At 36.6% G+C, this 22,569-nt stretch carries 17 protein-coding genes and 1 tRNA gene; 14 read left to right on the top strand and 4 right to left on the bottom strand.

Features of this window, described 5'->3' with window-relative positions; all coding sequences use genetic code 11:
• Positions 1-99 precede the first annotated feature (99 nt).
• The 4 genes from V7S76_RS01665 to V7S76_RS01650 all read left to right on the top strand — a co-directional run bounded on the left by V7S76_RS01665 (position 100) and on the right by V7S76_RS01650 (position 3,623).
• Positions 100-1,596 carry a DUF1593 domain-containing protein gene (locus tag V7S76_RS01665; RefSeq protein WP_459508260.1) on the top strand — a complete coding sequence of 499 codons (1,497 nt, stop codon included), beginning with the start codon at positions 100-102 and terminating at the stop codon, positions 1,594-1,596.
• A 21-nt stretch (positions 1,597-1,617) separates the two neighbouring features.
• Positions 1,618-2,814, top strand: a complete 1,197-nt coding sequence (locus V7S76_RS01660) for an anhydro-N-acetylmuramic acid kinase (RefSeq protein WP_459508259.1) — start codon at positions 1,618-1,620, stop codon at positions 2,812-2,814.
• Between the two features lie 9 nt (positions 2,815-2,823).
• The gene (locus V7S76_RS01655; RefSeq protein ID WP_459508258.1) at positions 2,824-3,540 is read left to right on the top strand and encodes an RluA family pseudouridine synthase; all 717 of its coding nucleotides are present in this window, start codon (positions 2,824-2,826) and stop codon (positions 3,538-3,540) included.
• Between the two features lie 11 nt (positions 3,541-3,551).
• Positions 3,552-3,623, top strand: a tRNA-Arg gene (locus V7S76_RS01650).
• A 15-nt stretch (positions 3,624-3,638) separates the two neighbouring features.
• Here V7S76_RS01650 and V7S76_RS01645 read toward each other — a convergent pair.
• Both V7S76_RS01645 and V7S76_RS01640 read right to left on the bottom strand, forming a co-directional pair.
• Positions 3,639-5,354, bottom strand: a complete 1,716-nt coding sequence (locus V7S76_RS01645) for an InlB B-repeat-containing protein (protein ID WP_459508257.1) — start codon at positions 5,352-5,354, stop codon at positions 3,639-3,641.
• Between the two features lie 33 nt (positions 5,355-5,387).
• The gene (locus tag V7S76_RS01640) at positions 5,388-6,236 is read right to left on the bottom strand and encodes a 3-keto-disaccharide hydrolase (RefSeq protein ID WP_459508256.1); all 849 of its coding nucleotides are present in this window, start codon (positions 6,234-6,236) and stop codon (positions 5,388-5,390) included.
• Positions 6,237-6,620: 384 nt separating this feature from the next.
• On the opposite strand from V7S76_RS01640, the gene glmS reads away from it, so the two are divergent.
• The 5 genes from glmS to V7S76_RS01615 all read left to right on the top strand — a co-directional run bounded on the left by glmS (position 6,621) and on the right by V7S76_RS01615 (position 11,929).
• Complete coding sequence (glmS, locus tag V7S76_RS01635) at positions 6,621-8,456, top strand: glutamine--fructose-6-phosphate transaminase (isomerizing) (protein ID WP_459508255.1); 1,836 nt, start codon at positions 6,621-6,623, stop codon at positions 8,454-8,456.
• A gap of 234 nt (positions 8,457-8,690) precedes the next feature.
• Positions 8,691-9,698: a glycosyltransferase family 10 domain-containing protein gene (locus V7S76_RS01630; RefSeq protein WP_459508254.1), complete on the top strand. Its 1,008-nt coding sequence runs from the start codon at positions 8,691-8,693 to the stop codon at positions 9,696-9,698.
• Positions 9,699-9,888: 190 nt separating this feature from the next.
• Entirely contained in the window at positions 9,889-10,938 is a 1,050-nt protein-coding gene (locus tag V7S76_RS01625) for an alkane 1-monooxygenase (protein WP_459508253.1), read from the top strand.
• 30 nt (positions 10,939-10,968) lie between these two features.
• Positions 10,969-11,595, top strand: coding sequence for a flavin reductase family protein (locus V7S76_RS01620; protein WP_459508252.1), 627 nt, complete (start codon positions 10,969-10,971; stop codon positions 11,593-11,595).
• 10 nt (positions 11,596-11,605) lie between these two features.
• Entirely contained in the window at positions 11,606-11,929 is a 324-nt protein-coding gene (locus V7S76_RS01615; protein WP_459508251.1) for an MmcQ/YjbR family DNA-binding protein, read from the top strand.
• Between the two features lie 2 nt (positions 11,930-11,931).
• On the opposite strand, the gene V7S76_RS01610 is transcribed toward V7S76_RS01615, so the two are convergent.
• Entirely contained in the window at positions 11,932-12,855 is a 924-nt protein-coding gene (locus V7S76_RS01610) for a sugar phosphate isomerase/epimerase family protein (protein ID WP_459508250.1), read from the bottom strand.
• A 104-nt stretch (positions 12,856-12,959) separates the two neighbouring features.
• On the opposite strand from V7S76_RS01610, the gene V7S76_RS01605 reads away from it, so the two are divergent.
• Genes V7S76_RS01605 through V7S76_RS01590 form a run of 4 tightly spaced genes read left to right on the top strand, consistent with a single transcriptional unit; the run spans position 12,960 to position 17,540 of the window.
• Positions 12,960-13,898 (top strand): phytanoyl-CoA dioxygenase family protein, encoded by a 939-nt coding sequence (locus V7S76_RS01605; RefSeq protein ID WP_459508249.1) that lies wholly within the window; start codon positions 12,960-12,962, stop codon positions 13,896-13,898.
• A gap of 20 nt (positions 13,899-13,918) precedes the next feature.
• Complete coding sequence (locus V7S76_RS01600) at positions 13,919-15,001, top strand: glycoside hydrolase family 130 protein (protein ID WP_459508248.1); 1,083 nt, start codon at positions 13,919-13,921, stop codon at positions 14,999-15,001.
• Positions 15,002-15,006: 5 nt separating this feature from the next.
• Entirely contained in the window at positions 15,007-15,396 is a 390-nt protein-coding gene (gloA2, locus tag V7S76_RS01595; protein WP_459508247.1) for an SMU1112c/YaeR family gloxylase I-like metalloprotein, read from the top strand.
• Positions 15,393-17,540, top strand: a complete 2,148-nt coding sequence (locus V7S76_RS01590) for a DUF4954 family protein (protein ID WP_459508246.1) — start codon at positions 15,393-15,395, stop codon at positions 17,538-17,540. Before gloA2 ends, V7S76_RS01590 begins: the two co-directional genes overlap by 4 nt.
• Positions 17,541-17,871: 331 nt before the next feature.
• Here V7S76_RS01590 and V7S76_RS01585 read toward each other — a convergent pair whose 3' ends face one another.
• Entirely contained in the window at positions 17,872-19,473 is a 1,602-nt protein-coding gene (locus V7S76_RS01585) for a M28 family peptidase (protein WP_459508245.1), read from the bottom strand.
• Positions 19,474-19,576: 103 nt separating this feature from the next.
• Here V7S76_RS01585 and gcvP point away from each other — a divergent pair, with 103 nt between their 5' ends.
• The gene (gcvP, locus tag V7S76_RS01580; protein ID WP_459508244.1) at positions 19,577-22,453 is read left to right on the top strand and encodes an aminomethyl-transferring glycine dehydrogenase; all 2,877 of its coding nucleotides are present in this window, start codon (positions 19,577-19,579) and stop codon (positions 22,451-22,453) included.
• Positions 22,454-22,569: the final 116 nt, after the last annotated feature.

Below are 22,569 nucleotides of genomic sequence, written 5' to 3'. Positions count from 1 at the left end.
GTATAATTTTAATACAATAATAAATTTTTCTTATGAAGTCTCCTAACTATTTTAGAAATTCGGAAATAATTAAAGACCTAAATTGAAATATTCTCTAATATGACCAAATTAATCGTTTTACATCTTTTGATTCTTTTTACCTTTTACCCTTTAATGGCCAAAGAAATTCCAAAGGCAAGAACCATCATTACCACAGATGGGGAAATTGATGATGTGGATACGTTTATCCGTATGTTACTTTATTCAAATGAATTTAAAGTGGAAGGTTTAATTTATTCCAGTTCCATGTGGCATTACAAAGGAGATGATAAAGGCACTTTATTTACTTCTGAAATGGAAATGACGCGCAAAATGTATGGTGCAAAAAAGTCACTAAGATGGCCTGGCGTAGAATGGATTCAAGATTTGTTGAATGCTTATGAAAAAGTATATCCTAATCTAATATTACACGACACAAATTACCCTAGTCCTACCTATTTAAAAAGTTTAGTGAAAGTTGGCAACATCGATTTTGAAGGAGAAATGACCAAAGAAACCGATGGATCTAATTGGATAAAATCCAAATTGATGGATCAAAATAACGAACCCCTATTTTTGCAGGCATGGGGCGGTACAAACACGATAGCTAGGGCCTTGAAGACCATTGAAGAACAATATCAAAATGAGACAAATTGGCCAAAAATAAAAGATCAAATTTCAAAAAAAGCTATTATTTACACGGTCATGGACCAAGATGCGACCTACCTAACATACATTGGGGCACATTGGCCAAATATTAGGGTATTTTATAACTCCACTCAATTCGGCAGTTTTGCTTATCCTTGGAAACGTATTATGCCGCGAAGTGCCCAGCCATTATTCGAAGGCAAATACATGAAGGATCATATAATTTTACAACATGGCCCATTATTAAAAAAGTATTATTCATATGGAGATGGACAAAAACAAGAAGGAGATGATGAACACATTCATGGAGACCCAAACCGATTAACAAATGCTCAATGGGGAAATTTTGAACCCTATGATTTTATTTCGGAAGGGGATTCTCCCGCATTTTTACATTTGGTTGACGTAGGACTTGACAACCTAAATCATCCATCTTATGGTGGATGGGGAGGGCGATTTGTTTCATCTAAAGAAAATCCATTACGTTTTGAGGACGGAGTTGAATCAGCAGATTTTAATCCAGAAATAGGTAAAATGGATATTAATTATGCCCAAACTAGATGGTTAACCGCTTTACAAAGAGATTTTTCCGCACGAGCCGATTGGTGTGTAAAATCCTACTCAAAATCCAATCATGCTCCAGAAATCCAACTAAAAGAAGGAAATCGAATTCAAATGAAATCGGGAACAAAAAAAATAATTCACCCGCTTTATTTAGATCCAGATCATCAAAAAGTTGATATTCACGCATGGGCATATGCGGAACCTGGTAATGGAAAAGCATTAGTTAAAATGATCAAAAATAGCGTTGAAATAAAAATTCCTAAAGAAGCAAAAAAAGGAGAATTATACCATGTTATCCTTGAGGGAACAGATCATGGCATTCCAGCTTTAACAAGATATCGAAGGATTATCATTTCCATCATATAAATAAAAAAGATATATTCGCGAATGAATCCACAGATCGAGAAGCTTTACCAAATTGCTAACAAAGAATCCAAATTGATACTTGGATTAATGTCAGGTACCTCTTTGGATGGATTGGATTTAGCCTTGTGTCGATTTTCTGGATTTGGATCACAGACTAATTTTCAAATAATCCGTCATACCACGGTAGATTATCCTGCAGAAATCAAACAGCAAATCCGTGAAATCTTTGCGAAAGAAACCATACATTTCCCTTCCTTAAGCACATTAAATGCACAAATCGGCATTTTACACGCTGAACTTATTCTCGCCGCATTGGAATCTTGGGGAGTTAATCCGACAGAGGTTGATGCCATTGCCTCTCATGGACAAACGGTCATGCATCGACCAATGCGAGATGGAAGTTTACCCAATTCTACTTTACAAATTGGAGATGGGGACCATATTGCCCATTTAACAGGGATTATGTGTATTTCAGATTTTCGGCAAAAGCATGTAGCAGGTGGCGGTGAGGGAGCCCCTTTGGCCCTTTATGGCGACTATTTTTTGTTTTCAAAAATAGGTCAAAATCGAATTTTATTAAACATCGGGGGTATTGGTAATTTTACATTTTTGCCTGGCAGTGGGGATCCAAAGCAACTCTTCGTGACGGATACTGGGCCAGGAAATACGCTGATTGACGCAGCTGTGAGAAAATATTTCCCAGGATTTTATTATGACAAAGATGCGCGATTAGCCAAACAAGGGGTATTGCATCAAGCGCTTTTAGCTGATTTGTTGGAGTTGTCGTTTTTTTCGGAGTCTTTTCCCAAAAGTACGGGACCAGAATACTTTCATTTAGCGAAAATAGAAAGCCTTATTGAAAGAAATAATTATTCACTTACACCGGTTGATATTCTACGAACATTAAGTGAATTCACAGCAAGGAGTATTGCCAATGCCATTCAAACCTATATTCCTTTTCCGATTTCAGATAACACGCAATTAATCGTCAGTGGTGGTGGAAGTAAAAATCCCTACATCATGGAAAGGATGAGTGAATTGCTTGCCACGATGGAAATTTTGGAAAGCGATGCGTTAGGAGTACCATCTTCCGCCAAAGAAGCTTTGTTATTTGCTGTCTTAGCGAATGAAACATTAAGTGATCCATCTGTTTCCAAAACACGTAGATTAGGCGACTCGCCTTGGCTAACTTTAGGAAAAATTAGCTTTTCGAACTAAATTTGATCCATGAAATGGAAAATTGAGGATCATATCCTTTTTGAAAATAACGATTATTTTGTCATCAATAAACCGTCGGGTATTTCAACCTTAGATGAGCGAAAAGATGAATTTGCTAGTAGCATTTTGCGAATGGCCAAGGAATACTCAAGTGATGCACAAGTGGGTCATCGCTTAGATAAGGAAACAACTGGTGCATTGGTCATTGCGAAAAATCCAGAAGCCTACCGACATATTTCCATGCAATTTGAACACAGAGAAACGGCCAAAAGATACCATGCCGTGGTAGAAGGCATGTTCGATTGGGATGGAATTCTAGTGAATTTACCCATTTTACCTTTGAAGGATGGAAAAGTGGTGATTGACCGTGCAGCAGGAAAACATGCTGAAACGTGGTTTAGAACCTTGCAAGTCTATAAAAATTACACCTTGGTAGAGTGTGTTCCCATTACAGGAAGAATGCATCAAATCAGAATTCACTTATGTTGTTTAAAAGCTCCGATTGTTGCAGATGCGATGTATGGTGCGAAAGACCTTTATTTATCGGATTTGAAAAAGAATTTTCATCTCAAAAAAGAGACCGAAGAGCTCCCATTGATTAAAAGAGTAGCGTTACATGCCCACAGTTTGACATTTAATTTAATGAATGGAAATCCGATCACCGTGGAGGCGCCTTATCCAAAAGATTTCAATGTGCTGGTCAAACAGTTAGAAAAATATTCGTAATTTTAAATTCTGGCCCCATAGTTCAATGGATAGAATGTAGGTTTCCGGTACCTAATATTCAGGTTCGATTCCTGATGGGGCTACAAAAATTTCAAGTATTACTTCGCCAAATACGGAGTAGAATTCTTGAAAAAGTTGGCATCCAGGGCTGTATTCCATTTTTTGGCCGCTTCTTCCAAGCCGGTATAGTTTAAATGAATGGTATCCCAGCGGTACTGTTCACCTTGTAAATCGTTGACAAATCCTCCCCAATTGGTATAAGGAATTTCATTGACCATTCGAGTTTGAGAGTTTAGCACTTTTTGGTACCAAGAAAAAACACTTGGATTTCCACAGCGACAAATCGAAAATTGCAATTTGGAATAATCTAATTTTTTTCGTGTAAAATTAATGTATCTCTGAGCATTCAACACAATTTCATCTTCCGTGTAATCTCTGTCATTTTCACCATGCATGACCAATATACCACGCACTCCACTCTTGGGAATGTATTTGAAAAAACGCTCTTCAAAAATCGAATAAGGATATCTTTTTTTCCAATCAAAAAAAGCATGTTCAAAAAACAATCCTTCACTAGAAAGACCCCATTGAACCGTTGTGGAGCCACCTATACCTGTATTGTAAATTAACACAGGAACATTCAATTTGGTGGCCAATAATTCACCCAATCGACCCCAAAAACTTACATTGGTACTCCAAGGCCAAGTAATCACTGTACTTTTTACTTTATCGTAATTCTTTAAATCATAAGGATCTTGTCCTTCTGCCAGCGAGTGCCCAATGACTCCAAAAATCTCACCCACTTTAAACGAATTCAAAAGTGTATCCAACACAATGGCATTTCCATTATTTAGAACCAAATTAGCTGAATAAACACCGGAGCTAAGTTCGATTTTTGATCCAAATTTCAATGAATCGGTCTTTGTTAAAAAAATCCAATCCGTTTCTTTCCCACCAAATATAGGTTTGAATTTTATGATGGCAGTTGCAAAACTCTTATTTGCCAGAAAATAAATCGGCAAATTTCCTTTATCTGTATTATTTCGTTGGACAAAATCAACTGTTTTGGATGTATCCAATTGTATACGAACTTTCTCTTTAAAACTCAGATTTAAGGAATAATTCTTGTCCATTGGAACCGCCAGGGTTTTTTCATTGGATTGTAAATCGCCCTCCCATTTCTCGAAAATAGAATTTGGTTCACTTGATGCGGTTAACAAAACCTTATTAACACCTGATGATGTTTGAATAGATTCTTTGTAAGTACCCCGTCCAGTCACTTTCACGTTAATTTTGAATGGATTTGTAATGAAATTGGCCGCCAAATCAATTTTCTTTTTTACAAAAAGCTGAATGCTGTTTTGATTGGAAGTCGTATCCCCTGACCAATTCACAAAGTACCATTTTTCCAATGGTTCTGCGGTCAATTTAATCAATGTCCCAGAAGGAAATATCGAATTATTGGCAATTTTGATGACTTCTTCTTTGACAGTACCTTGCCCATTGATGCTCACGTTTAGAGGATATGATTTTTTTTCAAAATTTCCGGTAATTGATTTATCGGCATCCATTACTAAATTAATGGGATTTTCGGTACTCGTAACAGCTCCCGACCAAGATTTGAATAGATATTCTGCATTGGGGGTAGCGAGCACGTTGATGGATTGTCCATTTTCAATCATACTATTTTCCGGACTAATTTTTCCACCGGTTAATGGATTGGCATTCACTACCAACTTCCGCTCAATTATTTCTTTTTGGCAGGAACTAAAAATCAGGATGAAAATAATAGAACTAAAAAATAATCGAATCATATTAAACGTTGAGAGAGATAATTATACTTGTATTTAAAACTTGCACAGTTCAGGTTTAGAATGGATAAAATACGATTGATAATTTTTTGCCTGAGGGTTCATACAGCCCTCTAAATTCAATACTTGAATATCTTTGAATTCGACAGGATGGCTTTCGCTTTGCAAGGAAAAATATCCTGATTTTAATAATTGACCAGATTGACCAAAGATTTTATCTTGTCCACTGACATTACCACCACCAATTTGAGGTTTTTGATAAGATAAAACCATTTGACCATTGGCAAAATGTTGAATCAATGAATCACCTAAAACCACCACCTCTGCTTGTACCCATTGGTCTCCGTGGTAAGTCTCCGATGTAGAATTAATACAATGAGGGGTAAATAATTTTCCATTCATTTCCACATTGGTGCCTGGTGTACATAAATTACAAGTTGTCCTTTTGTCCTTACCGTTTCCTCCCAACAATTGAACTTCGATGGAAACCGGAAAATCTTGCTTCAAACCCATGGATTCTGGCGACTGCCCATGCACCATGATTCCGCTATTTCTAGTCGCCCAACCTGGACCATTGATTGCCTGTTCGCCCACAAACCGATAATTCAATCGGATTTTATAATAGGAATAAGGCGATTTGTAAAACAAATGTCCAAATCGCTCATCAAAGGAGCCGTAGGCATCATATGCCACCGTAATTTTACCATCCTTCACTCGAAATGTATTACCAAAATTTTCTCCAGCTGGATAGTTTCGAATTTTAGGCATCCAACCATCTAAGTTCTTACCATTAAAAATATTTTCCCATTTTTCTTGATTCGCTTTTTGAGCAAAAGTTGGAAATGCGAAGAAGAGACTCAAAAAAAGCACTTTGCTCATTTTCATTGTGTGTAGGTTTAGTTGATATGTTCTATTTTCTAAGCGGTTTTAGCTTACATGGGCAAGAGTTTCTCAAAAGGCTTTTTTATGCACATTCCATACATACTTGACCTCGACCTTTTGTTCACTATTTTTCAATATAGATATTGGAATTGAAATAAAATTACACATTTTTCTAAGGAACTGAAAAATTCTATTCTGATATCCATTTACCCAATTTGAACTTCAAATAATATTTCTTGAAAAAATACAATATTCTAGTCGCAAAATATCAGCAATTTATTACATATTAACTTGTAAAAAAGTCATAATTTAAAGATATTTGCAATTATTTAGATTTCTTACCAAATCTAGCTTTAAAGCAAAAGTTCAAATTAAACTATTATATATATGTGTGGAATTGTCGCTTACATTGGATCTCAATCAGCTTATCCCATTATTTTAAAAGGATTAAAAAGACTTGAATATCGAGGTTACGACAGTTCAGGCATCGCCTTATTTGGAGATAGCGTTGTTACTTATAAGAAAAAAGGGCGAGTTAGCGAGTTAGAAACTTGGAAAGAATCCATCACAAAAACAGCGCATGTAGGCATTGGCCATACCCGTTGGGCTACCCATGGTGAACCATCCGATACCAATGCACACCCACATAAATCCAATAGCGGCAAGATAACCTTGGTGCATAATGGTATCATTGAAAATTACGCATCACTGAAACAAGAACTGATTCAAAAAGGCTATCAATTTGAAAGTCAAACCGACACCGAAGTCCTAGTTAATTTCATTGAAGACATCCAAATCAATAATCAATCAAGTTTAGAGGAAGCCATGCGCATCGCTCTAAAAAGAGTTGTAGGTGCGTATGTGATTATTGTCATGGAAGAAGGTTTTCCTGACCGATTAATTGCTGCTAGAAAAGGAAGTCCATTGGTCATTGGTGTAGGAGACGGAGAACATTTTCTTGCATCTGATGCCTCCCCTATCATTGAATACACCAAACGTGTTATTTATGTAAATGACTATGAATTGGCCATTATTTCAAAAGACGAAATTCAATTAAAGAACTTGGGCAATGAGACTATCACTCCCTACATTCAACAATTGGATATGGAATTAGCTCAAATTGAAAAGGGCGGATTCGACCATTTTATGTTGAAGGAAATCTTTGATCAACCAGAAAGTTTAAAGGATTGTTTGAGAGGTCGTTTGGATTCAAAAAACAAAACATTAACCTTGGCAGGAGTTGAGCAGCATTTATCCGCTTTTTCTCAAGCAAAACGCATTGTGATCGTTGCTTGCGGGACCAGTTGGCATGCAGGCTTGGTAGCCGAATATATGATTGAAACATTGTGCCGAATTCCGGTGGAAGTAGAATATGCATCTGAATTCAGGTATCGAAATCCAGTCATTGGACCAGGAGATGTCATCATTGCTATTTCCCAAAGCGGTGAAACCGCTGATACATTGGTAGCTATTGAAAAGGCCAAAGAACAAGGAGCCTTTATTTTTGGAGTGGTCAATGCAGTTGGATCATCCATTGCCAGACTTTCCCATGCAGGAGCCTATACTCACGCAGGACCTGAAATTGGGGTTGCGAGTACCAAAGCTTTTACAGCACAATTGACTGTATTAGCCATGATGGCTATTAAAATTGGTTTTGAGAAGAAAACCATTTCAGTTAGCGAATATGAACATTATTTGGAAGAACTTGCTTTGATTCCTGAAAAAGTCAAGATAGCCTTATCTACACATGAGTCGATTAAGGAAGTGGCTAAACACTATGCAGAAGCAAGAGATTTCTTGTTTTTAGGTAGAGGATACAATTTCCCTGTGGCACTTGAAGGAGCACTTAAATTAAAGGAAATATCCTACATACATGCGGAAGGTTACCCTGCCGCCGAAATGAAACATGGCCCAATTGCCTTGGTAGATGAAAATTTACCGGTATTGTTCATCGCAACGAAAGACGCTTACTATGAAAAAATTGTTAGTAATATTCAAGAAATAAAAGCACGAAAAGGCAAAGTAATTGCAGTCATCAATTCATCCGATGAGATCATTCGTACCATGGCAGACCATGTGATGGAGGTTCCAGAAACAGATGAATTATTAGCGCCTTTGGTCAGTGTGATACCAACACAATTAATCTCATATTATATCGGTGTACTTAGAGGACTAGATGTGGACAAACCTAGAAATTTAGCAAAATCAGTGACGGTGGAATAATCAAGTGCGGATTTTGGCTTACTAAATCTGGTGATTTAGCCTATATTTTCAACAGTGTAAATGCACATTATTTTTGTATGAGCCGGTATAGTTACGCTATTTATCGTAATTTCGTGTACTGCGCATTTTGAATTAAAATAAAGGTGATTCAATTCTCAATCGACCGTTATTGACAACATTTCTATGTGTTATTAATTTTTTAGCCAGGCAATTGTTCTAAATTTATTTACCTGCATGAAAAAAATAAAAGTCAATATTCTCACATCGTGGGGAGGTCAAATATTTATGAGGCAAATGCCTCCTCAAAACCAATTAGGCTTGTTTGAATTTTTCGAAAATTGCTACGATGATATCATTTGGGATATTGTTGTTGTACAAGAAAGGTTAACTATTGAAACTACCATTAAATGTAAAAAAAATGGATTGATTTTTATTGCAGGAGAACCTCCATTTAGCAAAAGATATTCAAGTCCATTCTTACAACAATTTTCTCATGTAATTTCTTCCCACACTAATATAAGTCATCCTTCACATCATCCATATCAACAATCATTAAATTGGCATTTTGGAGTAAATTCGCTAAATATCGCTTCGTATGACTTTGAAAGACTTTCTAACTTAGAAGAACCCATCAAAAACAAAAAAATTTCTATCATATCGTCAGGAAAAACACATTTCCCTGGTCATATAAAAAGATTTCGTTTTTTTGAAAAGTTACATAAGGAATTCGAAAATGAAATAGACTTTTTTGGGAAAAATATTAATCCAATAGAGGATAAGGCAGAAGGACTATTAAATTACAAGTTTAGTATAGCCATTGAAAATTCACATATTTATAATTATTGGACAGAGAAAATTGCTGATTGTTATCTTGCCTACACAGTTCCAATTTATCACGGATGTAAAAATATAGATACTTATTTCAACCCAAATTCCTATATTGAATTAGACATCAATAAGCCCCAAAAAGCATTTAAAGAAATCGAACATATTTTAGAAAATTCAGATCAACTATACAATGAAAAAAGAGATTCTTTAAAAGAAGCAAGAAGTAAACTCATGAATGAGTATAATATTTTTACCAGTATAATAGCTTTTTATTATTCTCACATCAATAATTTTACCAACGAAGCAAATACATTTAATTTAATGCCTTCTGAATTCTATATAGATCACCATATAAAAAATTCATACCTAAGGTTAAATAGATTTTTAATCAAAAAATATTATCATTTTTTTTAAATTTTACCCTTTTCATTTGCCAATTGGACAAATACAGTTCCAATTCATTCCAAAATGAAGGCTGCAATAGAACTTACAGCAAGTAATCTCACGATTCTAGGATGCTACTATGATATACAACTAATAATTCCACAAATTGAGATAATAAAAAAAGGTACGTCGCGGAATGGTTTTTTTTATATATTTGCCCATGTCTATTTTTCTTCAAAGCCTAAAATACATTACCCCGTTTATCTTGTATGTATGGAGCTATCTGGCATTTACAAACAATGGGCTTTTCTGTTGGATTCCACTTTTTTTCATCTTTTTTCTTGTCCCTATTCTAGAATTATTCATTCAGCCTGATACGAAAAACTTAAATGAAGCGGAGGAACAATTGGCCAAAAACAACCCAATATTTGACCTTATCATTTGGTTAACGGTGCCTGTCCAATTGTTTTCTTTGTACCTATTTTTGCAAAGTTTACAAGGTGAAATTAGCACATTAGACAAAATGGGAAGAATCGTCTCAATGGGATTGATATGCGGAATATTCGGCATTAATGCAGGACATGAATTAGGTCATAGAAAACACCCATTTGAACAACTTTTAGCCAAGGTTCTGTTGTTAACGAGCCTTTACATGCACTTTTTTATTGAACATAATAAAGGACACCACAAAGATGTCGCCACTCCCAATGACCCAAGCACGGCAAAGTTTAAGCAAAATGTTTACGCATTTTGGATTCAAACATTCAAAGGCTCCTACCTTGGTGCATGGCGAATTGCCATCGATGAATCCAAAAAGAAAAACCAAAAATTGCCTTGGCTGAACAATGAAATGTTCTTTTTCGAAATTATTCAATTGATGTTTGTAATCGGTATTTTTTATTTCTTCGGCTTTGCTACTATGATATGTTTTTTAGCCGCCGCATTGATTGGAGCAACGCTATTGGAAACAGTGAATTACATTGAACACTATGGCCTAAATCGAGAAAAAAAGAAAAGCGAATTGTATGAGCGAGTAAAACCTGAACATAGCTGGAATAGCAACCATGTTATAGGCCGATTAATGCTCTTTGAGCTTAGTCGCCACAGCGACCACCATTTTTTAGCTTCCAGAAAATACCAAATATTGAGGCATATGGACACTGCACCCCAAATGCCAACGGGTTATCCGGGCATGATCTTGCTTGCATTGGTTCCTCCACTTTGGTTCAAGGTCATGCATCAAAGAATGGATGCAATTGGCTTTTTATAAATTTATTTTTTCAAAAGTTCATTCAACATAATGCATTTAACAAACGAATCCATAGCGCTTTTAGACAAAAACTACCGAACCAATTTAATTAATGGAATTTCGGGGGCTAAACCTGCTTGTTTGATTGGAACACAAAATGAAAACGGAATCCATAATTTGGCGCTTTTTTCCAACATTGTTCATATTGGAGCCAATCCTGCTTTGATGGGAGTGATATTCCGCCCTATCGGCGAGGAAAGTCATACCTATCATAACATTCAAAAAAGTGGCTATTTCACCATTAATCATATCACAACCGATTTTTATAAAAAAGCGCATTATACCTCGGCGAGGTTCCCCATGGAAATTTCCGAGTTTGATGTATGCCAGCTACATTCAGAATTTTTAGCCAACTTTTCTGCTCCATTTGTTCAAGAAGCATCCATTAAAATAGGTTTAAAATGGAAAGAGGAACTTCCTATTCAATCAAATGGTACAATACTTCTGGTTGGACAAATTGAGGAGTTATTTATACCTGACCATGGTATCGATGCCAACGGAAATATTCAAATGGAAAACATGAATGGTATAAGTGTTAGTGGCTTAGATACTTATTACCAATTGAAGGAAATTGAAAAACTACCATACGCAAAAAAAGACCAATTACCCGAATTTTAATATCCACACTATGTACCTTGATGAAATAGTAGAATTTGCTTTAAGTTTACCAAATGCAGAAGAAACGATGCCTTTTGGTCCGAATCATTTAGTAATGAAAGTGAACAATAAAATGTTGTTATTGCTGGATTTGGAAAGTATGCCCATTCAATTTAATGTCAAATGCCAACCTGAAAAAGCCATTGAATTAAGAGAAGATTTCCCCGAATCCATATTCCCAGGCTGGCACATGAATAAAAAACATTGGAACACGATTTTGGTCAATGCTCAATTAAGTCAACAACAAATCAAAGATTTTATTCTACATTCTTACCAATTGGTCAAGAAAAAATAAACTTATTTCATGGCCTTCCGGAGCAGTTCCACACTTTTTCGCACTCCGATTTTTGGATCTTCTTTTCCTTCAAATTCAATGGAAATGTAGCCTTGATAATTGACTTTTTGAAGGATATCAATGATTCTCGGATAATCTAAATCCAAGGAATACCATTCACCTCCTCCATAATAGGTTTTCGCTTGAACAAAACTTGCCTTTGAAGCAATTTTTTCCAATTTACTGTAAGGATTTTCTAAAAAATTCCCCGTGTCCATCAATAATCCCAACCAAGGAGAATTCACGGTATCATGTATTTTCAACATTCCCTCCGGGGTTGAACCTAGCCCCCAATGGTTTTCCAAGGCCAACAAAACTCCACATTCTTCCGCTTTCGCCAAACATTGTTGAATACCATCTACACACCATTTGTAACCATCCTCTTCCGTGTAACCAGGCAAAATGGGTTCAATTCCTCGATTGGCCATCAATTCATCAAACGATTTAATGGTATTCCACCTTCCTGTATTCAATCGCAAACAAGGAATTCCCATTTTATAGGCTAATTCGATACAATGAAGCGTATGATCTACGTGTTTTTTCAATTCCGCTTTGTCTGGAGTAACAAATCCTTGGTGAATAGACAGACAAGTCAGGGCAATGCCATTTAAAAATGCATGCTTTTTAATTTTTTGTAAATACGCATTTTCTTCACTTTCCATTTGGCGATGCAAGACATCAATTCCTTCTAAACCTAAAGAAGCAGCCTCATCAATGACTTTTTCAATGGGGAATTTATCTCCTTTAAAATGCCAATAGGAGTAGCTAGATACACTTAATTTGATTTTAGGTTGAATTTCTGATTTAGAAATAACCGTATTAGATGCAGGCAATTGACTTGAAAAGGCGCCCAACATGGTACTTTGAATAAAATCTCTTCTTTCCATTTGATAAATAGGTTAAAAACATTGGTAAGTTATCAATAAATTAAATACAAGAAATTGATTAATTTTAAGTTTGAAATAAATACCTCCGAAATATGTTACATTCAATGAATTTACCTTGGGTCGAATCACCTTTCTTTCAACAAATACTTCAATCAAAAAAATTAAGTGCTGAACAAGAACAATTTGCAAAAGATTATTACGAAAACGGATACGTAGTCATTGAAAAAGCATTCACCTCAGAACAAATTGATGCAGTCATTGAAGAGGTAAAAAACAAAGGATTTAATGCAAATTTCCCGATGGATACCCATCGAGATAATCGAAGAGTACAGGATCTTTGGCAATATTCTGAACCAGTACGTGAAATGGCTTGTGATGATCGTATTTTGGAGAAATTGGAATTCTTGTATGAAAAAAAAGTAGTCCCCTTTCAAACCTTGAATTTTTTGGTAGGATCGGAACAAAAAGCACATTCTGATACCTTGCATTTTAGTTCCTTACCTGCTCGGTATATGTGCGGCGTTTGGGTAGCATTGGAAGATATCACAGAAGATAATGGGCCTTTGTACTATTATCCAAAATCGCATCGAACACCAGAATTCAACTTCGCAGACTTTAAAAATACTACGGAAGACACATCTTACGACAATTATGCCGAATATGAAAATTTCATGGAAGCCTACATGGAAGCATCTCCCTTTGAAAAGAAAAAATTCTATGCCAAAAAAGGAGATGCACTAATTTGGTCATCCAATATTATTCATGGTGGTAGTCCGGTGAATGATCCTAATAGTACCAGGCTTTCGCAAGTGACGCATTATTATTTTGAAGATTGCATATATTACACTCCTATGCTTTCCAATATGGTCACCCACGAATTGTTCATACGCCGATTCATCAAAAATATGAAAACAGGCGAAATTCCAAAGCAATCTTTCAATGGCCAAAAAGCTGACTTTTTAAGAACAAGAGGAAATTTATACGTCATCAACAATCACATTAAACTTCCCAAAGCCTTGAGGTATTTAGCTAGTAAGTTATAATAGCTCTTAAACACATCCCCATGATCCTTCGCCAATTAGTTAATCTCTCATTCTGCTGTCTACTCTTGTTCAGTCAATCTACTTATGCACAAAAAGCAAAGCAAGATTGGACCATGATGGATTTCCAAAAATTGGACAGTCAAAATCCTATTTTAAATCCCACACTCACACAAGTTTTTGATTGTCCTATCCAAGGCAAAAAAGTCGCATGGGAAAATAAAAATGTATTGAATCCAACAGCCCTTATCAAAGACGGAAAAGTGCATTTGATCTATCGAGCTCAAGATTCTTTGGGAACTTCCCGGATAGGTCTTGCCATTAGCGAAGATGGAATACATTTCAAAAAAGAAGCAAAACCCATTCTTTTTCCGGAAAATGATGCATTCAAAAAATATGAATGGCCAGGTGGAATAGAGGACCCAAGAGTGGTGGTGACTCAAGAAGGCAACTATTTATTAACCTACACTTCCTATGATGGAAAAACAGCACGTTTATGTTCAGCGATTTCAAGTGATTTGAAAAACTGGACAAAAATGGGCCCTATGCTAAAAGATCCCAAATACATCGACCTTTGGTCGAAATCGGGAGCCATAGTTGTCAAGGAATCCAATCAACAAATGATTGCCACCAAGATCCAAGGAAAATATTGGATGTATTATGGCGATACAAATCTATTTTTGGCAACATCGGACGATTTAATAAATTGGACCGTTTGTGAGGATGGCGAAAACAAAACAGCCATTTCCGTCTTACATCCCAGAAAAGGGCATTTTGATAGTCGCTTGGTTGAACCTGGACCCTATGCCTTGATAAAACCTCAAGGAATTTTGTTGATTTACAATAGTAGCAATTCTGCCAATTATAATGAAAAAAGATTCCCTAAGTTTACTTATAGCGCAGGGGAAGCTCTATTTGATAAAAATATGCCTTATAAATTATTGGACAGAACCCTTCAACCGTTCATTTGGCCAAACAAAATTTATGAACAAATTGGTGAAGTCAATGAGGTTTGTTTTGTAGAAGGATTAGTCCATTTTAACAATAAATGGTTTTTGTATTACGGCACCGCCGACTCAAAAATTGCCGTTGCTATTAAAAAATAATGCCAATGCGTCTACTTTCAGGTGTTCATCACATCGCCATTATTTGTTCTAATTATGAATCATCGAAAAGATTTTATACCCAAATATTGGGACTAGAGATCATTCAAGAGGTGTATCGAAAAGAACGAGATTCCTATAAATTGGATTTGGCTTGCGACGGAAATTACATCATTGAACTCTTTTCATTTCCTAATCCACCCGAAAGAACCAGTCGACCAGAAGCCTGTGGTTTACGACATTTGGCATTTAAGGTAGTTGACATCGAAAAAACAATTGAATACTTATCAAAAAAAGGAGTTGTATGTGAACCTATCAGGATAGATGAATTCACTAATAAACGATTCACTTTTACAGAAGATCCCGATAGTTTACCTATCGAGTTATACGAAATATGAATAGAATTGAAAAAAAGCCCCTCTCTCAATTAGGGTTTGGATTTGTAGGCTCTGCCTACTTACAAGAAGGTCAAACCGAGTTTGATCATCGAAATAAGAACTTGGAATTAGCTGATTACAGACCTTTACAGGAAAGAGAAATCAATATTTTAGAAGCTAATTTAAACGAGGCAGAAAACTGGAAAGATGTTTGGGTAAAAAATGGCTTTAATCCTTATTTGGTTAAAAATTGTCGATTTTTTGGTATTAACCGAATCGGAATTTTAGAAAGTTGTTACTTAGAATTTAAGAATCTACGAATGCCAGTAGGGCTTTACAACAGTACCATTATAAGTTGTGATTTTGGCAATAATGTCGCCATCGATCGGGTTAATTTATTATCTCATTACCAAATAGGTCATGAGGTGATGATTTTGCAAGTGAATGAGTTAGCTACAACCCCTACGGCGAAATTCGGAAATGGAATAGTCAAGGAAGGAGAAGAAGAGCGCATTCGTATATGGATGGAATTGGGCAATGAAAACGGCGGCCGAAAGGTGGTCCCTTTTCAAAATATGTATTTAGCAGATGCGTATTTATGGACGCAAAATAGAGATGATCAAGAGCTGCAAAAGCGATTTTTCCAAATGACTCAAAAGGAATTTTCGAAAGAAAGAGGATTTTATGGCCAAATTGGTGATCGGACAGTCATCAAAAATACGGGGATTATCAAGGATGTCAACATGGGCTCCGACACCTATATCAAAGGTGCGAATAAATTAAAAAACCTTACCATATTTTCCAATGAGGTTTCCTCTACACAAATTGGTGAAGGATGTGAAATTGTCAATGGTATCATCCACGAAGGATGCCGCATTTTTTATGGAGTCAAAGCTGTCCGATTCATATTGGAATCTCATTCTCAATTAAAATATGGCGCGAGGTTGATCAATTCCTATTTGGGCAATAATTCAACGATTTCATGTTGTGAGGTATTAAATGCATTGATTTTTCCTGCTCATGAGCAACATCACAACAACTCGTTTTTGTGTGCAGCGATCATCAAAGGTCAAAGCAACATGGCGGCTGGCGCAACCTTGGGTTCTAATCACAATAGTCGGGGTGCAGATGGTGAACTACAAACAGGAAGAGGCTTTTGGCCTGGACTGTCAGTCAGTCTGAAACACAATTCAAAATTTGCTAGCTTTAATTTGATATCAAAAGGTAATTATCCTGCTGAAATTCATAATCCTCTACCCTTTTCCTTGTTGGGAAATGATGAAAAAACAGGTGGATTATTGATTATTGCGGCTTATTGGTTTCAATACAATTTATATGCTTTAGCCAGAAATGCTTGGAAATTTGGAAATAGAGATCAAAGAATCAAGAAAAACATGCTTTTGGAGTATGATTTTTTGGCACCGGATACTATTTTAGAAATTGTCAATAGCCTTGAATTACTTTGTTATTGGGTGGGTAGCTCTTTGAATGATTCAACAGAAAAATCCAAAAGTCAATTGATGGAATTAGGAAAATCTTGGTTAGAAAATCCAGCCAATGAATATGTTGCTTTGGATGTTTGGGCAAGTGGAATTGAAAATACCAAGCGAAAAACCCGAATTGCCAAAAGTTACAAAGCTTATCATATTTTCAAGGATTTAATCTATTATCATGCCGCCAAAGAATGGATCAAATCTCCCAAAAATAGTCTTTCCATGGAAGAATCTCATTTAAGTGAATGGGATAATTTGGGTGGTCAATTGGTTCAAAAATCAGCCATTGAACAATTAAAATTAGACATCAAGTCGGGCAAAATCCAACATTGGAATCAAGTACACGACTGGTACGAATTACAAGCGAAAAATTACCCTCAAGAGAAATTTGATCAAGCCATGTTGGCGTTACAATTGGTGTCTGGTCAAGCCATAGATACTCCAACATTCAAACAAATTTGGCTTCAAAAAGCAGAAGAGGTTTCCTTGTTTATATGTCAAGGCATTCAAAATTCACGGGCCAAAGATTATGAAGATCCTTTCCGTTTAGCCATGTTTGGAAATGAAGCTGAAATGAATGCTGTTATAGGCGATTGGAATGATAACGAGTTTATCTTGGAAGCTAAAAAAGCTCATGAGGAGTTTTTGAATGAGGTAAGAGATAAGAGGTAATAGGTAATAGGTAAAAGGTAATAGGTAATAGGTAATAGGTAATAGGTAATAAAATTAAGGGTTGAAATTTCCAATTATTAATCTCTTACCTTACCGCTTTTGGCTTTGATACTTCGGCAAGCTCAATAACCTAGATCAGCCTAATAAAAAAAAGTACCAACAAATCGAATTGTTGTAGTGAAAAAGGGAAAGCAAAGGTGATTTATATCTTATTCTTTTTTTTCAAGATGGAATCCTTGATTCGAATTATTGGGTAATAGATAAAAGGTGAAAATATAAAAACCTATTACCTTTTACCTTTTACCTATTACCTTTTACCTATTACCTAAAATTACGGTTTATTCGAATCAACTTTCAAGCGTTGTTCTCTATTGGAAATTTCCCAAGCCATATAAAATACCAAACGAGCGACGCGTTGGCATTGGTCAAATTCAATTTTTTCTACATCATCTGTAGGTTGGTGATAATCGGCGTGAACACCATTGAAAAAGAAAGCCACCGGAATGCCATGCTTAGCGAAATTATAATGGTCTGAACGATAGTAAAAACGATTAGGATCGTTTGGATCATTGAATTTGAAATCCAAATCTAAGCCCACATGTTTTTCATTTTGATCTACCAATACTTGACGCAATTCAGAAGACAATTTATCTGAACCAATTTCATAGATATAATCGGGCTTACCAATGTGATCATCATCTTCACGTCCAGTCATATCAATGTTCAAATCACAAACCGTATTGGCCAAAGGAAATAATGGGTGATTCGAATAATATTCGGAACCTAAAAGTCCTTTTTCTTCACCTGTTACTGTCATAAACAAAATACTTCTTCTTGGCTTATGACCCTCTGAAGCCGCTTTTCCAAAGGCCTCAGCCAATTCTAACACCGTTACTGTTCCAGAACCGTCATCATTGGCTCCGTTATTTATTTGACCATCAATGGAAATTCCAATGTGATCATAGTGAGCGGTAATTACGACTACTTCTTCTTTTTTATCTGTACCTTCCAAATAACCTACTACATTATACGTGTCAACAGGTTTTTCCGTTCTTTCAATGGTCAGATTGACTGAATTGGTTTTAAAAGTCGATTTGATGGATTTTTTTTCCGTACCCAAAGAATTTTTGAAAGCTAATAAATTTTCTTTGGTGGTATTCAATAATTGTGCCGCCATTTCAGTAGAAATCAATAAAACAGGTGATTCACCACTCGGGCTGGTCGTTTCGTCTTTTTGCACCATCCGTTCATTTCCAAATCGCTGCATCATCACCTGGCGTTGACGAACCTGATTACCAAAGGCCACTTCGTCTTTATCCGTAATTAAAATTAAGCCTTTGGAACCCGCAGCTTTCGCTAATTTCAATTTTTCTTTCCAACCATCTCCTTTGCCAAACACGGAAGGATCTTTTGTCCCGGAAAGCACATAATTACCTTGGCTATCTTTCGCTTCTCCTTCAAAGGCTAACACGTATTCACCTTTTAATTTCAATTTATCAAAATCAGAATAAGCGCCTTTTTGAACTCCATAACCAGCAAATACTATATTGGCCTTTGTTCCAGCTGCAACAGGAGCCAATGCCGTCGCTAAAAAATCTTTTAGGTAATCGTATTTCTTACCCTTAATTTCCAAAGAGATGTTGGTCCATGAGCGATTAACTAAATCCACTTTTTGAAAATAACTACCCTGAACTGGAGCTAATCCAAATTTCTTAAAATGATCAGCAATGTATTTGGCCGCTACTAATTGCTCAGCAGAACCTGTATTACGGCCTTTTAAACTATCCGAAGCAATAAAGGTTAAATGTTTTTTTAAATCTTCTGCTTTAATTGTGTAGGCATAAGTCACAGGATTCACTTGTGAAAAAGCCCCAAAAGGAATCAGTTTTACAGCCAAAAAAAGCCCTAAACTGTAGATTGTTTTTAGTTTCATTTTTGTCGAGGAAAATATTTAAGCAACGAAGATAAGAATTGAAAAATAAATCCCATAAAAAGATTATTTTTGTAGCGTTTTTTCAATCATCAACCCTGCCTATATGATTCCTAATTTCAAGTATCGCGAAGATTTTTCATTACGTCATAATAATTCAGATCCGACCGATATTTCAGAAATGTTGAAAACCATTGGTGTCGATAGCTTAGAGACATTAATTCAACAAACTGTTCCAGCCAAAATTCGCCTAAAAAACCCTTTACGCTTACCAAATCCAAAAACGGAGTTTGAGTTTTTGAGAGATTTCAAAGCAATAATGGGCCAAAATAAAATCTTTAAAAGTCATATTGGTTTAGGATATTACGATACCATCGTACCATCGGTCATTTTAAGAAATATCCTAGAAAACCCAGCATGGTACACAGCTTATACGCCCTATCAAGCGGAAATCGCCCAAGGTCGTTTAGAAATGTTGTTGAATTATCAAACATTGATCATCGAATTGACCGGCATGGAATTAGCCAATGCTTCTTTATTGGATGAAGGTACAGCAGCGGCAGAAGCTATGACCATGTTGTACGGTCAGCGTCCTGCTTCCAAATCAAAAGCGGAAGCTTTGTTTGTTTCTGAATTATGCTTACCCCAAACCATTGATGTTTTAAAAACAAGAGCAGAACCTATCGGTATCGAAATAGTAGTGGGGAATCATGAGCTTTTTGATGTTAATGACGAAAAATTCTATGGCTTATTGTTGCAATACCCAGCCAGCAATGGTGAAGTATTTAATTACCAAGCACTCATCTCAAGCGCAAAAGAAAAAGATTTACAAGTCGTAGTGGCCGCAGATTTAATGGCTTTAACGATTCTAACTCCTCCAGGTGAAATGGGAGCTGATGTAGTCGTAGGTTGTTCACAGCGATTTGGAGTTCCGATGGGATTTGGTGGACCACATGCAGCCTTTTTCGCTACCAAAGAAAAATACAAAAGGAATATTCCAGGTCGTATTATCGGTGTATCGGTTGACGCTGAAGGAAATAGAGCCTTGAGAATGGCCCTACAAACTCGTGAACAACATATTCGTAGAGAAAAAGCTACTTCGAATATTTGTACAGCTCAAGTATTGCTTTCCATCATGGCAGCTGCTTATGCCGTTTATCATGGACCAGAAGGTTTGAAAAAAATTGCGACAAAAATTTATGGCTTAACTGAATTGTTAGCCGCTGGATTAAGAAAATTAGATTTTGAGACTGAAAATACCCATCACTTTGATACCCTAACAGTTAAAACAGGGGAATTCACCGATGATATCAGAGAATTTGCCGAAGATGCTGAACGTAATTTTAGGTATTTCAAAAATGATCCTAGTAAATTAAGTATTGCTTTGGATGAAACTAGCAATGAGGAAGATGTGATTGAGATTTTGGCCTTTTTCCAAAGAGCCAAAGGCCAATCCATCGGTGGAGAAGAAATTGAAGTTTCGTGGAAATTACCAAAAGAATTAGTACGTAGCTCTTCTTTCATGACACATCCTGTTTTTCACAAATACCATTCGGAGCATGGGATGTTGCGTTATCTTAAATCCCTGGAAAACAAAGATTTATCCATGGTTCACTCCATGATTTCATTGGGATCTTGCACCATGAAATTGAATGCAACATCAGAAATGATTCCTGTGACTTGGCCAGAATTAGGAAAAATCCACCCATTTGCACCAGGTTTTCAAACCAAAGGTTACCAACGTTTGATCATGGAATTAAATGATTGGCTTTGTGAAGTTACTGGGTTTGCTGCCATGTCAATGCAACCTAATTCGGGTGCGCAAGGAGAATATGCCGGATTGATGGTGATTCGTGCCTATCATGAAAGCCGTGGTGACGCACATAGAAATATTGCTTTGATTCCATCATCCGCACATGGAACAAATCCAGCATCCGCTGTTATGGCCGGTATGAAAGTGGTGGTCTCGCCTTGCGATGCCAATGGAAATATAGATGTAGCTGATTTAAGGGCAAAAGCAGAACAATACAAAGATAACTTGGCTTGTTTGATGGTCACTTATCCAAGTACACATGGAGTATTTGAGGAGTCCATTCAAGAGGTTTGTGCTATGATTCATGAATTTGGTGGACAAGTTTACATGGATGGCGCAAACATGAATGCGCAGGTTGGCTTAACATCCCCAGCAAGGATTGGTGCAGACGTTTGCCATTTGAACTTGCATAAAACTTTCTGTATACCTCACGGTGGTGGTGGCCCTGGCATGGGTCCTATCGGAGTAGCGAAACAATTAGTTCCTTTCTTGCCTGGTCACGTGATGACCGATTCTGTTGCGGCAGATAAACATGGTGCCGTTTCAGCTGCACCCGTAGGTTCGGCTAGTATTTTAGCTATTTCCTACGCTTACATTGCTATGATGGGCGGTGAAGGATTAACCAAAGCGACCGAAACAGCTATTTTAAATGCCAACTATATCAAAGCTCGTTTGGAGAAAGAATTTCCAATCTTATACACAGGTTCAGAAGGAAGATGTGCACATGAGATGATTGTCGATTGCCGTCCATTTAAAATTAGTGCTGGCGTAGAAGCTGAAGATATAGCCAAACGTTTAATGGATTATGGATTCCATGCTCCTACCCTTTCTTTCCCAGTGGCAGGAACCTTGATGATTGAACCTACTGAATCAGAAAATAAAGAGGAATTAGATCGATTTATTGATGCACTTTTGAGCATTCGTGAAGAAATCAGAGAAATCGAAAATGGAGCAGCTGACAAAACTAGTAATGTTTTAAAACATGCCCCACATACACAATCCATTGTTTTATTAGGTGAATGGACTCGACCATACAGTCGAGAAAAAGCAGTATTCCCTTTACCTTATGTAAAAGCCAATAAATTCTGGCCTACCGTTTCTCGTATCGACTCCGCTTATGGAGATCGGAATTTGGTTTGCGCCTGTGAGCCGATAGAAAGCTACGTTTAGAAGAGAGAAGATAGAAGAGAGAAGATAGAAGATAGAAGAGAGAAGAGAGAAGAGAGAAGAGAGGAGAGAGAAGAGAGAAGAGAGGAGAGAGAAGAGAGAAAAGAGGGATGAAAAAC

It is taken from the genome of Aquirufa sp. ROCK2-A2 (assembly GCF_054558485.1).
Note: the sequence above shows the minus strand (reverse complement) of the source record. Positions and strands in the feature narration are given on the sequence as shown.